This is a genomic window from Frigoribacterium sp. NBH87, from assembly GCF_014217665.1.
In the GTDB taxonomy this organism is placed as follows: domain Bacteria; phylum Actinomycetota; class Actinomycetes; order Actinomycetales; family Microbacteriaceae; genus Frigoribacterium; species Frigoribacterium endophyticum.
Map to the genome: position 1 here is coordinate 467,030 of NZ_CP043650.1, position 13,911 is coordinate 480,940.

Annotated in this window: 13 protein-coding genes; 12 read left to right on the forward strand and 1 reads right to left on the reverse strand. The window is 73.7% G+C overall.

Features of this window, described 5'->3' with window-relative positions; genetic code table 11:
- Positions 1–17: 17 nt before the first annotated feature.
- The 4 genes from F1C15_RS02210 to F1C15_RS02225 all read left to right on the forward strand — a co-directional run bounded on the left by F1C15_RS02210 (position 18) and on the right by F1C15_RS02225 (position 4,214).
- Positions 18–860 (forward strand): undecaprenyl-diphosphate phosphatase, encoded by an 843-nt coding sequence (locus F1C15_RS02210; protein ID WP_056054933.1) that lies wholly within the window; start codon positions 18–20, stop codon positions 858–860.
- Positions 857–2,116 carry a cysteine--1-D-myo-inosityl 2-amino-2-deoxy-alpha-D-glucopyranoside ligase gene (gene mshC / locus F1C15_RS02215; RefSeq protein ID WP_185232716.1) on the forward strand — a complete coding sequence of 420 codons (1,260 nt, stop codon included), beginning with the start codon at positions 857–859 and terminating at the stop codon, positions 2,114–2,116. Before F1C15_RS02210 ends, mshC begins: the two co-directional genes overlap by 4 nt.
- Before the next feature lie 68 nt (positions 2,117–2,184).
- A complete protein-coding gene (locus tag F1C15_RS02220) occupies positions 2,185–3,531 on the forward strand; it encodes a sensor histidine kinase (RefSeq protein ID WP_185232717.1) in 1,347 nt (448 codons plus the stop codon).
- A complete protein-coding gene (locus tag F1C15_RS02225) occupies positions 3,528–4,214 on the forward strand; it encodes a response regulator transcription factor (protein ID WP_219731562.1) in 687 nt (228 codons plus the stop codon). The genes F1C15_RS02220 and F1C15_RS02225 overlap by 4 nt, the downstream gene beginning before the upstream one ends.
- A gap of 25 nt (positions 4,215–4,239) precedes the next feature.
- Here the strand turns inward: F1C15_RS02225 and F1C15_RS02230 are convergent, their stop codons facing one another.
- A complete protein-coding gene (locus F1C15_RS02230; RefSeq protein WP_056054942.1) occupies positions 4,240–5,160 on the reverse strand; it encodes a proteasome assembly chaperone family protein in 921 nt (306 codons plus the stop codon).
- A 113-nt stretch (positions 5,161–5,273) separates the two neighbouring features.
- Here F1C15_RS02230 and F1C15_RS02235 point away from each other — a divergent pair, with 113 nt between their 5' ends.
- The 8 genes from F1C15_RS02235 (at position 5,274) to F1C15_RS02270 (ending at position 13,905) form a co-directional block, all read left to right on the forward strand.
- Positions 5,274–5,966, forward strand: a complete 693-nt coding sequence (locus tag F1C15_RS02235; RefSeq protein WP_235491177.1) for an HAD family phosphatase — start codon at positions 5,274–5,276, stop codon at positions 5,964–5,966.
- 73 nt (positions 5,967–6,039) lie between these two features.
- The gene (locus tag F1C15_RS02240; RefSeq protein ID WP_185232719.1) at positions 6,040–7,107 is read left to right on the forward strand and encodes a tRNA (adenine-N1)-methyltransferase; all 1,068 of its coding nucleotides are present in this window, start codon (positions 6,040–6,042) and stop codon (positions 7,105–7,107) included.
- A gap of 94 nt (positions 7,108–7,201) precedes the next feature.
- The gene (locus F1C15_RS02245; RefSeq protein WP_056054948.1) at positions 7,202–8,128 is read left to right on the forward strand and encodes a hypothetical protein; all 927 of its coding nucleotides are present in this window, start codon (positions 7,202–7,204) and stop codon (positions 8,126–8,128) included.
- 75 nt (positions 8,129–8,203) lie between these two features.
- On the forward strand, positions 8,204–9,247 hold the full coding sequence (locus F1C15_RS02250; protein ID WP_185232720.1) for a YafY family protein: 1,044 nt from the start codon (positions 8,204–8,206) through the stop codon (positions 9,245–9,247).
- Positions 9,244–10,236, forward strand: coding sequence for a YafY family protein (locus F1C15_RS02255; protein WP_167259230.1), 993 nt, complete (start codon positions 9,244–9,246; stop codon positions 10,234–10,236). The genes F1C15_RS02250 and F1C15_RS02255 overlap by 4 nt, the downstream gene beginning before the upstream one ends.
- Positions 10,237–10,298: 62 nt before the next feature.
- Complete coding sequence (locus F1C15_RS02260; RefSeq protein ID WP_056054956.1) at positions 10,299–10,553, forward strand: twin-arginine translocase TatA/TatE family subunit; 255 nt, start codon at positions 10,299–10,301, stop codon at positions 10,551–10,553.
- Positions 10,554–10,628: 75 nt separating this feature from the next.
- Positions 10,629–11,384, forward strand: a complete 756-nt coding sequence (gene tatC, locus F1C15_RS02265) for a twin-arginine translocase subunit TatC (RefSeq protein WP_056055936.1) — start codon at positions 10,629–10,631, stop codon at positions 11,382–11,384.
- A gap of 4 nt (positions 11,385–11,388) precedes the next feature.
- The gene (locus tag F1C15_RS02270) at positions 11,389–13,905 is read left to right on the forward strand and encodes an RNA helicase (RefSeq protein ID WP_185232721.1); all 2,517 of its coding nucleotides are present in this window, start codon (positions 11,389–11,391) and stop codon (positions 13,903–13,905) included.
- Positions 13,906–13,911: the final 6 nt, after the last annotated feature.

The window sequence follows — 13,911 nt, forward strand, 5'->3', positions numbered from 1 at the left end:
ACCAGAAGGGCCCCCGCGTGGAGCATCTCCTCCAGGCACTCCTGCTCGGCCTCGTCCAGGGCCTCACGGAGTTCCTCCCCGTCTCGTCGAGCGCCCACCTGCGGCTCGTCGGCCTGTTCTTCTCCGAGCCCGGCTCGGCCGCCGACTTCGACCCCGGCGCGACGTTCACCGCGATCACGCAGCTGGGCACCGAGCTGGCCGTCGTCATCTACTTCTGGCGTGACATCACGCGCATCCTCACCAAGTGGTTCCAGGGAGTCACGGGCAAGATCCCGAAGGCCGACCCCGACGTGCGCATGGGCTGGCTGGTCATCATCGGCACGGTCCCGATCGTGCTGGTCGGCTACCTCGCCCAGGAGTACATCCGCACGGTCTTCCGGTCGCTCTGGATCGTCGCCGTGGTGCTGATCGTCTTCGGCCTGCTGCTCGGGCTCGCCGACCGCCTCGGGCGCAAGGAGCGCTCCTTCGAGCAGATGAGCTACGGCCACGGCATCGCGGTCGGGGTCGCCCAGGTGCTCGCGCTGTTCCCCGGGGTGTCCCGGTCGGGCGCCACGACGACGACCGCGCTCGCCCTCGGCTACTCACGACCGGCGGCCGCCCGGTTCTCGTTCCTGCTCGCCGTCCCCGCGGTGTTCGGCAGCGGCCTCTTCGAGCTCGTCCAGAGCTTCAGCGACCCCGGCCCGTACTCGCTCGGCGAGACCCTCGCCGCGACGGTCGTCGCTTTCGTGGTCGGCTTCGTGGTGATCGCGTTCTTCATGAACTACATCTCGAAGCGCAGCTTCCTGCCCTTCGTCGCCTACCGCATCGTGCTCGGCGTCGTCCTGCTCGTCCTGCTCGGCACGGGCGTGGTGGCCGCGTGAGGGCCTGGACGCGGCCGACGGTCCCGGCGCTGCCCGGCTCGGCGCCCCTCCCCGTCCTGCACGACACCGCGACGGCCGAGCGCCGCCCGACCCGCGTCGTCGACGGCGCGGCCTCCCTCTACGTCTGCGGCATCACGCCCTACGACGCCACCCACCTCGGCCACGCGTCGACGTACCTCGCCTTCGACACCCTCGTGCGGATCTGGCTCGACGCCGGGGTCGCCGTCACCTACGCACAGAACACGACCGACGTCGACGACCCGCTGCTCGAGCGCGCGGCCGCGACCGGCGTCGACTGGCGCGACCTGGCCGCCTCGCAGACCGATCTCTTCCGCAGCGACATGCAGCACCTGCAGGTGCTCCCGCCCGACCACTACGTGGCCGTCACCGACGTCGTCTCGGACGTGGCCCTGGCCGCGGCGCGCCTCCTCGACCTCGGGCTCGCCTACCGGGTCGACACGCCCGGCTCGACCGAGGGCGACGACGTCTACTTCGACGTCAGGGCCGCCGAGCGGTCGACGAGCTGGCACCTGGGGCTCGAGAGCCGGTACGACCTCGAGACCATGACCCGCTTCTCCGCGGAGCGCGGCGGCGACCCCGACCGCCCCGGCAAGCGGGACCCGCTCGACCCGCTCCTCTGGAGGGCGGCGCGGGACGGCGAGCCCTCCTGGCCGTCCGCGCTCTCCGCCGGCCGCCCGGGCTGGCACATCGAGTGCACCGTCATCGCGCAGGCCCACCTGGCCGCTCCGATCTCCGTCAACGGCGGCGGCAGCGACCTCGTGTTCCCGCACCACGAGATGAGCGCGGCGCACGGGACGGCGATGACGGGCGAGCCGTACGCCGACCTGTGGGCGCACACCGGGATGGTCGCCTACCAGGGCGAGAAGATGAGCAAGTCGCTCGGCAACCTCGTCAAGGTGAGCGAGCTCGTCGCGGCCGGCCACGATGCCCGCGCCGTGCGGCTGGCCGTCGCGGGCCACCACTACCGGTCCGACTGGGAGTGGTTCGACGCCGACCTCGAGGCGGCCGAGGCCCGGCTCGACCGCTGGGCCCGCTGGGCCTCGGCGGCCGACGACGCGGCAGCCGACGACGAGCCGACGCCGCTCCTGGCCGCGCTCCGCCACGCGCTGGCCGACGACCTCGACACGCCCTCCGCCCTCGCGGCGGTCGACGCCCGGGTCGCCTCCGGCAGCACCGCCACCGCGGTCGACCTGGACGCGGTGCAGGCCCTCCTCGGCGTCGACCTGCGCCGCTGACCCGGCCGCGGCCCGCGCGGGCGGTGACGGAACCTCGCGACACATGACCGTCTGACATACTGACGGGGATGTCCTTCGTCGTGCCGCCTCCCCAGGACCCCGGGAGCGTCGATCGCCCGAGGCGTCGCCTCACGCGCCGCGACGCCCGGGTCGACGCCCTCGTCGCCCTCGGCCTCCTGGCCCTCGGGGCGCTCACCGCGGTGCTCGCCCTCGTCGTCGTCGACGGCGAGCCGACCGCGAGCACGGCCCCGGCCGAGACCTTCGCCTGGCTGGTCGCCCTGTGCGCCCCGGTGGCCCTGCGACGTCGACGCCCCCTGGTCGCCATGGTCGTGGTGGCCGCCGTCGTGGTGGGCGCCTCGCTCCGGGGCTACCCGGACGACCTGGCCCCGGCCCTCGCCCTCTTCCTCGTCATCTCCACCGCCAACGCCTGGGCCGCCTCCCGCCGTCGGGCGCTCGTGACGAGCGTCGTCGTCTCGGCCGCGCTCTTCGCCCTGCTGGTCGTCGGGCTCGCCCGGCGGGCGGGGGAGGTCGAGGGCGTGCCCGTCGGCCCGCTGACCGCCTCCGTCGTCTACTCCGTGGTGTTCACGGCGCTCTTCTTCGCGGGGGCCGTCCTGGTCGGGCGCTCCTCCCGCGTCTCGGCCGCGCGCCTCCACGCCCTCGAGCGGGCGGGCGTCGACCTCCGGGCGGCGCAGGAGGTCGTCGCCGACCAGGCCATCGACGAGGAGCGCTCCCGCATCGCGCGCGAGCTGCACGACGTCGTGGCCCACAACGTCGCCGTGATCGGCATCCAGGCGGGCGCCGCGCGTCGCACCCTCGACCGGCCCGACGTGGCCCGCGGTGCCCTCAGCGCCGTCGAGGCCACGGCGCGCACGACCGTCGAGGAGCTGGAGCGACTGCTCCGCGTGCTCCGCACCCGCGACGGCAGCTGCGCCGCCCCGGCGGGCCTCGCCGACCTCCCGCAGCTCGTGGACGACACCCGTCGGCTCGGGCTCGACGTCCGCTGGGGCGTGGAGGGCGACGTCGCCGACGTGCCCGAGAGCACGGGGGTGACGGTGTACCGCGTCGCCCAGGAGGCCCTGACCAACACGCTGAAGCACGCCTCCGCCTCCGTCGCGGTCGTCCGGCTCCGGCGTCACGACCGCACCGTCGAGATCGAGGTCGTCGACGACGGTCGGGGCTCCGGCGACCGCGGGTCGCCCGGGACGACGTCCGCGACGGGCGTGACGGGCACCGGGCTGGGGCACCGGGGGATGCGCGAACGGGTCGACCTGCACGGCGGCGAGCTCGAGGTCGGGCCGCTGCCCCGCGGCGGCTACCGCGTCCGGGCGGTCCTCCCGGTCGCGTCGTGCGCGGTGCCCGGCCGCGAGCCCACGCCGGCGAGCCCCGCGCCCCGGTCGTCCGGGGTCGCCCGGTGACGGCCCGGCAGCCCGTCCGCGTCCTCCTGGTCGACGACCAGGAGCTCGTCCGGGCCGGGTTCCGCATCATCCTCGACACGGCCGACGGACTCGAGGTCGTCGGGGAGGCCCGTGACGGGCTCGAAGCGGTCGACGTCGCCCGCGAGACGCGGCCGGACGTCGTCGTGATGGACATCGAGATGCCGCGCCTCGACGGGCTCGAGGCCACCCGGCGCATCCTCGCCGAGCGCCCCGTCGACGGACCCGCCGTGCTCGTGCTCACCACCTTCGGGCACGGCGACTACCTCTTCCGGGCGCTCCAGGCGGGGGCGAGCGGGTTCCTGCTCAAGACCTCGGGCCCCGAGGAGCTCATCGACGCGGTGGGCGTCGTGCACCGCGGCGACGCGCTGCTGGCCCCGGAGGTGACCCGCGACGTCGTGGCGCGCGCCCTCGCGGGGCCGGAGCGCCGCCCGCCGGCCCCGAGCTCGCGCCTCGCCCTCCTCACCGAGCGGGAGCGGGAGGTGCTCGACCGGCTCTCCGTCGGCGAGTCCAACGCGGAGATCGCCCGGGCGCTCTACCTCGGCGAGGCGACCGTCAAGACGCACGTCTCGAACGTGCTCGGCAAGCTCGCGCTGCGCGACCGGACGGCGGCGGTCGTCTTCGCCTACGAGAACGGCGTGGCCGTCCCCGGCGAGAAGCGCTGACGGCCCCGCCTCGCCGGGGCCTCGCTCAGACCGCGGGCGGGAACCGCGGGTCGTCGCGGCCGTCGCGCCCGTCGCCGGCCTTGCCGTCGCGTCGGCGCAGGTACCGCTCGAACTCCTGCGCGATCGCCTCGCCGCTCGCCTCGGGGGAGTCGACGGTGTCGCGGGCCTGCTCGAGCTGCTCGATGTAGCCGGCCATGTCGTCGTCGTCGGCGGCCAGAGCGTCGATGCCCTGCTCCCACGCGGCGGACTCGGCCTCGAGCTCGCCCCGGGGCACCTGCACGTCGGCGACCTCCTCGAGCTTCTCGATGAGGGCGAGGGTCGCCTTCGGCGACGGCGACGCGTGCACGTAGTGCGGCACGGAGGCCCAGATGGCGAGCGTCGGCACGCCCGCCTGCTCGAGGGCGTCGCCGAGCACGGAGAGGATGCCCACCGGGCCCTCGTAGCTGCTGCGCTCCAGCCCGAGCCGCGTGCGCACGTCGTCGTTGTCGCTGCTCACGAAGACGGAGATGGGCCGCGTGTGCGGGACGTCGGCGAGCATGGCGCCGAGGAAGACCACCGACGTGACGTCGTGCACGTCGACCAGGTCGACGATCTCGGCCGCGAAGCTGCGCCAGCTGCGCGACGGCTCGGCGCCGAGCAGCACGAAGACCTCGGTGCCCGGGGCGTCGACCGGGGCCGCCGCGAGCGACGTCGAGGAGTCCGGCGTGGCGTGCAGCTGGATGCGCGGCCAGACGAGGGAGCGCCCGCCGTCGTCGTCGAGCCCCACCTGGGGCCGGTTGAACTGGTAGTCGATGTACCGCTCGCCGTCGAGCTCGGCCACCGCCTCGAGCGACAGCGACTCGATGACGCTCCTGGCGACGCCGCTGGCGGCCTCGCCGGCGTCGTTCCAGCCCTCGAAAGCGACGACCAGGAGTCGTCCCGTCGCGAAGTCAGACGTGTCAGTCACCGTGTCCTCACCGAGTCGGGGAGAGGCCCTCGACGTCTCGGACCACGATAGACCGAGCACGAGGAGGCGCGGGTCGCCCGCCGGGGGAGCCCCCTCCCGTAGACTCCTCCGTCGTGACCGATCTCCTGCCTGCCGCCGTCCTCTGGGACATGGACGGAACCCTCGTCGACACGGAGCCCTACTGGTTCGAGTCCCAGGTCGCCCTGGTCGGCTCGTTCGGCGGCACCTGGACGAAGGCCGACGGCGACACGCTGATCGGCTCCGGCCTCTGGCACTCGTCGCGCGTGCTGCAGCAGCACGGCGTCGACATGTCGGAGGACGCCATCATCGACCACCTCACGACCGCGGTCCTCGAGCGCTGCGCCGTCCACGTCCCGTGGCGCCCGGGCGCGAAGGAGCTCCTCGCCGAGCTGCGGGCCGCCGGCGTGCCGACCGCGCTCGTCACGATGTCGATCCGCCGCATGGCGCTCTTCATGGTCGACGCCATCGAGTTCGACGCCTTCGACGCCGTGGTCGCGGGCGACGACGTGGAGCACGCCAAGCCCCACCCGGAGGCCTACCTCCGGGGGGCGGAGCTGCTCGGCGTCGACGTCGCCGACTGCGTCGCCGTCGAGGACAGCGTCCCGGGCCTCGCCTCCGCCGTCGCGGCCGGCGCGGTCGCGCTCGGCGTCGAGCACCACGCGCCCCTCGCCGACGACGCGGGCTACGTCCGCCGCACCACGCTGGTCGGCACCACCCTCGCCGACCTCCGCGAGCTGCACGCCGCGGGGCGCCGCCTGCGCGAGCAGCGCACGACCGACTCCTGACCCCCGGGGCGCACCGCGCGCCTCCTCGACGCCCCGGCCCGCCGGGCCGCGCACCGACCGAAAGCAGCACCGCATGACCGCCACCCGCCGCCAGTCCGGGCCGTTCCTCGAGGGCGACAAGGTCCAGCTCACCGGGCCCAAGGGCAAGATGAACACGGTCGTGCTGACGCCCGGCGCCGTGTTCCACACGCACCGGGGCATGATCGCCCACGACGACATGGTCGGCCTGCCCGACGGCTCGGTCGTCGCGAGCACCACCGGCGACGAGTACCTCGCCCTCCGGCCCCTGCTGAGCGACTTCGTGATGTCGATGCCCCGGGGCGCGGCCATCGTCTACCCGAAGGACGCCGCGCAGATCGTCGCCTTCGCCGACGTCTTCCCCGGAGCGACCGTCGTCGAGGCGGGCGTGGGCTCCGGCGCCCTGTCGCTGTGGCTGCTGCGGGCGATCGGCCCGGAGGGCCGGCTCGCCTCCTTCGAGCGCCGCCAGGAGTTCGCCGACGTGGCGCTCGGGAACGTCACGAGCTTCTTCGGCGCCGAGCCCGAGAACTGGTCGGTGACCGTCGGCGACCTCGTCGAGAGCCTGCCCGACGTGATGCCCGACGGGACGGTCGACCGCGTCGTGCTCGACATGCTCGCGCCGTGGGAGTGCGTGGAGGCGACCACCGCGGCCCTGAAGCCCGGCGGCCTGGTGATCTGCTACGTCGCCACCGCCACGCAGCTGTCGCGGGTCGCGGAGGCCCTCCGCGCCTCCGGGGCGTTCACCGAGCCCGACGCCTCGGAGACGCTCGTGCGCGGCTGGCACGTCGAGGGCCTGGCCGTGCGACCCGACCACCGCATGATCGGCCACACCGGGTTCCTCATCACCGCTCGTCGGCTCGCGCCCGGCGCGGTGCTGCCGCAGCTCAAGCGCCGCCCGTCGAAGTCGGACTACTCCGACGCCGACGTCGAGGCCTGGACGCCCGGCGCCCTGGGCGACCGCTCGGCCAGCGACAAGAAGCTCCGCAAGACGGCTCGTCAGGCACGCACCGCCGCCGACGCCGCGATCGGGGCCGCCGAGGCCGTCGCCGCGGGCAGCGCGCCCGACGCCGAGGCCGCAGCCCCGGCGAGCGAGGCGACCGACCCCTCGCGCGACGCCCAGTAAGCTGTCCGACGCATCCCGCGGCTCCCGGCCGCTCCTCGCGGCCCCGCCGCCCCCGAAGCACCCGCGGCCCGGCCGCACCATGGAAAGAGGCCCCGTGCGCACCATCCCCGCCCTCGTCGTCGCCGTCGGCCTGCTGGCCTCCCTGACCGCGTGCGCCGGCGACTCCGGACCGGGTTCGTCGGGCTGCCCGCCCACGGGCGACGCCGCCTCGGTGGTCACCGCCACCGGCTCGTTCGGGGAGAAACCCGACGCCGATGTGCCGAGCCCGATCGTCACCACCGAGACGCAGGTGTCGACCCTCATCGAGGGCGACGGCGAGCGTCTCGTCGACGGGTCGCCCGTCATCATCGACTACACGCTGTACGACGGCGCCACGGGGCGCGAGGTGGAGGACAGCGGCTACGACGGCACCGCCGCCAACCCCATCACGGTCGGCGGGCAGGCCCTCGCCCCGCTCGCGGCGGCGCTCGAGTGCTCGACCGTGGGCTCCCGCGTCGTCGTGGCCGTCAAGGCCTCCGAGCTCTCCGCCTCGATCCAGGGCTCGGCCGTCGAGCCGACCGACGACCCCGACGCCGCGTACGTCGCGATCGTCGACGTCAAGCAGGCCTTCCTGCCGAAGGCCGACGGCCGCCCCGTGCCCGGCGAGAGCGGCCTGCCGGCCGTCGTCACCGCCCCGAGCGGCGCTCCCGGCATCTCCGTCCCCGACTCCGACGCGCCGACCGCGCAGGAGACCCACCTCGTCCGTGAGGGCTCGGGCCACGAGCTGACCGCCGACGACACCGCCGTCGTGCAGTTCACGGCCGTCACCTGGGCCACCCCCTCGACGGTCTCGGCCTCCACCTGGAACAACGGCGACACGGCCACGACCGTCGACCTCGGCGACCCGGCCCTCCCGGCCTCGATCCGCGACGCGCTCGTCGGCCAGCAGGTCGGCTCGCAGGTCATGACGGTCATCCCGGCCGCCGAGGCCGGCGGCGCGGACAGCTACGTGTACGTCTTCGACGTGCTCGGCTCCCTCTGAGCCCGTCCGCGGCCCCGGAGGTCGGTGCCCCGCACGGCGGGTCGCCGACCTCGGCCGTGGCCTAGGATCGATCGCGTGCCCGCCGCCCGCGCCCCCCGGATCCCCGTCGAAGAGCGCCTGTTCAGCCTCGTGCTGGCCCTGCTCGCCACCGACACCGGGCTGACCAAGTCGGAGGTCCTGTCGACCGTCCAGGGCTACCGGCAGAAGTACTCCTCGGCCGGTGACAACGCCGCCCTCGAGCGTCAGTTCGAGCGCGACAAGGACGACATCCGCGAGCTCGGGGTCCCGCTCGAGACCGTCGACGACCCCGCGGCCTCCGGCAACAACCAGCTGCTCCGCTACCGGATCCCGCGCGGCAGCTACGAGCTGCCGCTCGACATCTCGTTCTCGCCGGAGGAGACGGCCCTGCTGACCCTGGCGGCCATGGTCTGGCGTGAGGGCACGCTCTCGGGCGAGTCCCGCCGGGCCCTCCTCAAGCTCCGCTCGCTGGGCGGGACGGCCACCGTGCCCGAGCTCGAGTACGCGCCGCGCATCCGGTCCCGCGACGCCGCCTTCGAGCCGCTCCGCACCGCCCTCGACCGCGGGGTCGTCGTGCGGTTCGACTACCTGAAGCCGGGGGAGGCCCTGCCCCGCCGCCGCGAGGTCGCGCCGTTCGCGCTCGTCCAGCACCAGGGGCGCTGGATGGTCCCGGCGATCGAGCCCGACACCGGCTCGCGGAAGAACTTCCTCCTCTCGCGCATCGTCGGCCCGGTGACGGTCACCGGCCGCTCCTTCCCGCGGCCGGCGGACGCGACCGCCGACTCCGCCCTCGCGGGGCTGGAGGAGCTGCGCCGGTCGAACACCGCGCTCGTGCGCGTGGTCGAGGCGTCGGACGCCGAGACCCGGCTCTCGAAGCGCCGGGGGACGGAGTCCCGGGGCGCCGACGTGCTGGCCGTCCACTACTCCGACGCGTCCATCCTCGCCGAGGAGCTCTCCTCGTTCGGCCCGGAGGTCACCGTCCTCGAGCCCGCGAACCTCCGCGAGCTGGTCGTGCAGCGACTGAGACGCCTGGTCGCCGACCACGACGACGACGCAGCGCGGCCCGTGGGCTCCTCGACCGAGACCGGGGCCCGATCGTGAGCGACCGCCGACCCGCCCTGCAGGCGACCGACAAGCTCGCCTTCCTGCTCGCCCTCGTCCCGTGGCTGATCGACCACGAGCGCGTGAGCGTCGCCGAGGCGGCCGAGCACTTCGCCGTCAGCACGGCGGAGATCCGGCGGGCGGTCGAGCTGATCGCGGTCTCCGGCATCCCCGGAGAGACATCGCAGTACCAGCACGGCGACCTCTTCGACATCGCGTGGGACGACTTCGAGCAGAACGACGTGATCGTGCTGACGAACCTCGTCGCCATCGACGAGTCGCCGCGGTTCTCGTCCCGCGAGGCGGCGGCGCTCATCGCCGGGCTCCAGTACCTGTCGTCCCTGCCCGACCACGCCGACCGGGCCGCCGTCGCCTCGCTCACCGCGAAGCTGTCCCGAGGCGCGTCGAGCGAGCCGAGCCAGGTGGCCGTCGCCGAGAGCGAGTCGGACGAGGCCCTCGCGGTCGTCGGCCGTGCGGTGGAGGCGGGGGTCCAGCTGGAGTTCGACTACGCCGGGGTCCGCGGCCGTGCCGAGCGTCGACGGGTCGACCCGCTGCGGGTCGAGTCCCTGGACGCCGACTGGTACCTCCGCGCCTGGGACCACGTGCGCGAGGGGCTCCGCACCTTCCGCGTCGACCGGATGTCACGACCGGCGCTCACCGACGCGCCCATCACGCACCGCGCCTCCGACCTCTCCCTCCCGGACACGCTCTTCGAGGGCTCTCCCGACGACGTCGTCGTCACGATCGAGATCGACGACGCAGCCGCCGCCCTGCTCGACGACTGGTCGCCGACCGACGTCGAGCGGGCGGACGAGGGCCGCACGCGCCTCTCGCTCCGGGTGTCGCACCACGGGACGGTGGCCCGCCTGGTCGCCGGGCTGCCGGGGCGGGCCTGCGTCGTGGCACCGCCGGAGGCGCGGAGGGCCGTCGCGGAGTGGGCACGTCGTGCCGCGGCCGAGTACGACGCCGAGGGAACCGCCGCGGGCTGACCGAGGCCGCCCAGGGACGGCACGGTACACTTGCCACTCATCCGTCCCGCGAGGAGGACCTCATGCTCGGCAACCTCACCGGCTTCCACCTGATCATCATCCTGGCGATCATCCTGCTGCTCTTCGGTGCGCCCAAGCTCCCCGGGCTCGCGAAGAGCATCGCCCAGTCGATGCGCATCTTCAAGAACGAGATCGGCGACGACAAGAAGACGGCCGACGACGACGTCCGCCGTCCGACGGTCGACGACGCACCGCGGTCGACGTCCTCGACGACCACCCGCCCCGTGCACGGGGACGATCTGCCGCCGAAGCTCTAGCGCGTGGCCGCGACCACCAGCACCGGCACGAGCGAGGGCGGCGGTGCTCCCCGTCAGCGGTCCCGTGACGGCCGGATGTCGCTCGGCGCGCACCTCGTCGAGCTCCGCAAGCGGCTGTTCCGGTCCGCCCTCGCGCTGATCCTCGCCAGCGTCGCCGGCTTCGCGCTCTCCTCCTGGGTGCTCGACGTGCTCCGGGGGCCCATCACGCAGATGGCGGTCGCGCGGGGCACCGAGGCGACGCTCAACTACCCGACCATCGCGGGCAGCTTCGACCTGCGCCTGCAGATCGCGGTCACCGTCGGCGTCATCCTGTCGAGCCCCGTCTGGCTCTACCAGGTCTGGGCGTTCATCGTCCCCGCGCTCGTCCGACGTGAGAAGGTCTACGCGGTCAGCTTCATCGGCTCGGCCATCCCGCTCTTCCTCCTGGGCTGCGCCAGCGGCTACTACGTCCTGCCGCACATCGTCGAGGCGCTCACCGGCTTCGTCGCGGCGGAGGACGCGGCGATCATCGACGCAAAGCAGTACTTCGACTTCGTCCTCAAGCTGATCCTCGCGGTGGGCATCGCGTTCGTCCTGCCGGTCTTCCTCGTGCTGCTCAACTTCGTCGGCGTCATCTCCGCCGTGGGCATCATCAAGGGCTGGCGCGTCGCCATCCTGCTCATCGCGCTCTTCACCGCGATCGCGACCCCGGCGGCCGACGTGTTCTCGATGTTCCTGCTCGCGATCCCGATGGTGGTGCTCTACTTCGCCGCGGCCGGGGTCGCCTGGCTGCACGACAGGCAGGTGGCGAAGAAGGTGGCGGCCCTCGACGCCGAACTCGCGGGAGGATAGCCAGATGACCAGCAGCGACCTCAGCCCCGCCGAACGGTTCGCCGCCTCGAAGACCCGGGTGCGGTCGCCGCAGCTGCAGTCGTTCCGCTCCCGTCTCGGCTTCGCGCTCGATCCCTTCCAGGAGGCCGCCTGCGCCTCCGTCGAGGCGGGCAACAGTGTGCTCGTGGCCGCGCCGACCGGGGCCGGCAAGACCCTGGTCGCGGAGTTCGCGATCCACCTCGCCATGCAGCACCCCCGCGACAAGGTCTTCTACACGGCGCCGATGAAGGCCCTGAGCAACCAGAAGTTCCAGGAGCTCGTCGCCGAGTACGGCGCCGGCGAGGTGGGGTTGCTGACCGGCGACACGAACGTCAACGCGCGGGCGCGCATCGTGGTCATGACGACCGAGGTGCTCCGCAACATGCTCTACGCGGGCTCGGAGATGCTCGACGACCTCCGCTACGTCGTCCTCGACGAGGTGCACTACCTCGCCGACCGGTTCCGCGGCGCCGTGTGGGAGGAGGTCATCATCCACCTGCCCCTCGACGTCCGCCTGGTGTCGCTGAGCGCGACCGTGTCGAACGCGGAGGAGTTCGGCGACTGGCTGCAGACCGTCCGCGGCGGCACGGACGTCATCGTCAGCGAGGACCGCCCCGTCCCGCTCGACCAGCACGTGCTCGTCGGGGGCAAGTTCCTCGACCTCTTCGACTCGAGCGGGCAGGCCGCCACCAACCGGGTCAACCCGGAGCTCCTGCGGGCGACCTCCATGTCGCGGCGGGGCGGAGGGCCCGGCGGGCGGGGCCGCGGCACGAGCGACCGCTGGTCGGGGCGCAGCCCCCGAGGCCACGTCGTGCCGCCGACCCCGCACCAGGGCGGCCGCCTCGACCGGTGGCGGATCGTCGAGATGCTCGACGACCAGAACCTGCTGCCCGCCATCTTCTTCGTGTTCAGCCGGGTCGGCTGCGACCAGGCCGTCAAGCAGGTGCTGCGCTCCGGCATCCGCCTGACGACCGCCGAGCAGCGCGACGAGATCCGCGAGATCGTCGAGGCCCGCTGCCGCACCCTCCGCGACGAGGACCTCGCCGTGCTCGGCTACTGGCAGTGGCTCGACGGGCTCGAGCGCGGGGTCGCCGCCCACCACGCGGGCCTGCTGCCCGCGTTCAAGGAGGTCGTCGAGGAGCTCTTCCAGAAGAAGCTCGTCAAGGTCGTCTTCGCGACGGAGACCCTGGCGCTCGGCATCAACATGCCCGCCCGCACGGTCGTGCTCGAGAAGCTCGAGAAGTTCAACGGCGAGGCCCGCGTGCCCATCACGCCGGGGGAGTACACGCAGCTCACCGGCCGGGCCGGCCGCCGTGGCATCGACGTCGAGGGCCACTCGTTGATCCAGTGGCAGCCGGGGCTCGACCCCCAGGCGGTCGCGAGCCTCGCCTCCCGCCGCACGTACCCGATGAACTCCAGCTTCCGGCCGACGTACAACATGGCCGTCAACCTGATCGAGCAGTTCGGCCGGTCGCGCACGCGCGAGATCCTCGAGACCTCGTTCGCGCAGTTCCAGGCGGACCGCGCCGTGGTCGACCTCGCGCGGAAGGTGCGAACGCAGCAGGAGAGCCTCGACGGCTACGCCCGCAGCATGACCTGCCACCTCGGCGACTTCGGCGAGTACACGCTGCTCCGGCGTGAGCTCGGCGACCTCGAGAAGCAGGGCGCGGCCCGCGCCGAGGCCCAGTCGCGCGGCGAGCACGACAAGCGCCAGCGGAAGCTCACCGAGCTGCGCAAGCAGCTGCGCCAGCACCCCTGCCACGCCTGCCCCGAGCGCGAGCAGCACGCCCGCTGGTCCGAGCGCTGGTTCAAGCTGAAGAAGCAGACCGACCAGCTCTCGGCCCAGATCCGCAGCCGCACCGGCGCGGTCGCGAAGGTCTTCGACCGCGTCACCGACGTGCTGCTCGACCGCGGCTACCTCGTGCCCGCGGCCTCCACCTCGGCCACGCCCGCCAGCCGAGGAGGCGCGGGGCGCGACGGGCGCACCGCCGAGGTGGCCGTCGCCCCCGCCGGCCGCACGCTCCGCCGCATCTACGGGGACCGCGACCTGCTCGTCGCCGAGTGCCTCCGGCTCCGGCTCTGGGACCAGCTCGACGTGCCGTCGATGGCCGCCATGGCCGCGACCCTCGTCTACGAGCCGCGACGCGACGAGGGGCAGCTGTCGGAGCGCTTCCTGCCGCGGGGCGCCTACCGCGAGGCCCTCGACGCGACACAGCTGCTCTGGGCAGAGCTCGACGACCTCGAGCAGGAGCACCGGCTGCCCGGCAGCACGCCGCCGGCTCCCGGCCTGGCCCTGGCCATGCACCGCTGGGCCCGGGGCGCGAGCCTCGACTCCGTGCTGGAGGACGCCGACCTCGCCGCCGGCGACTTCGTGCGCTGGACGAAGCAGACGATCGACCTGCTCGACCAGCTCTCCGTCGTGGCCGACCTCCCGGTGGGCCCCGTGGCGCGTCGGGCGCTCGACGCCGTGCGGCGCGGCATCGTCTCGTACTCGGCCGTCTGAGGCACG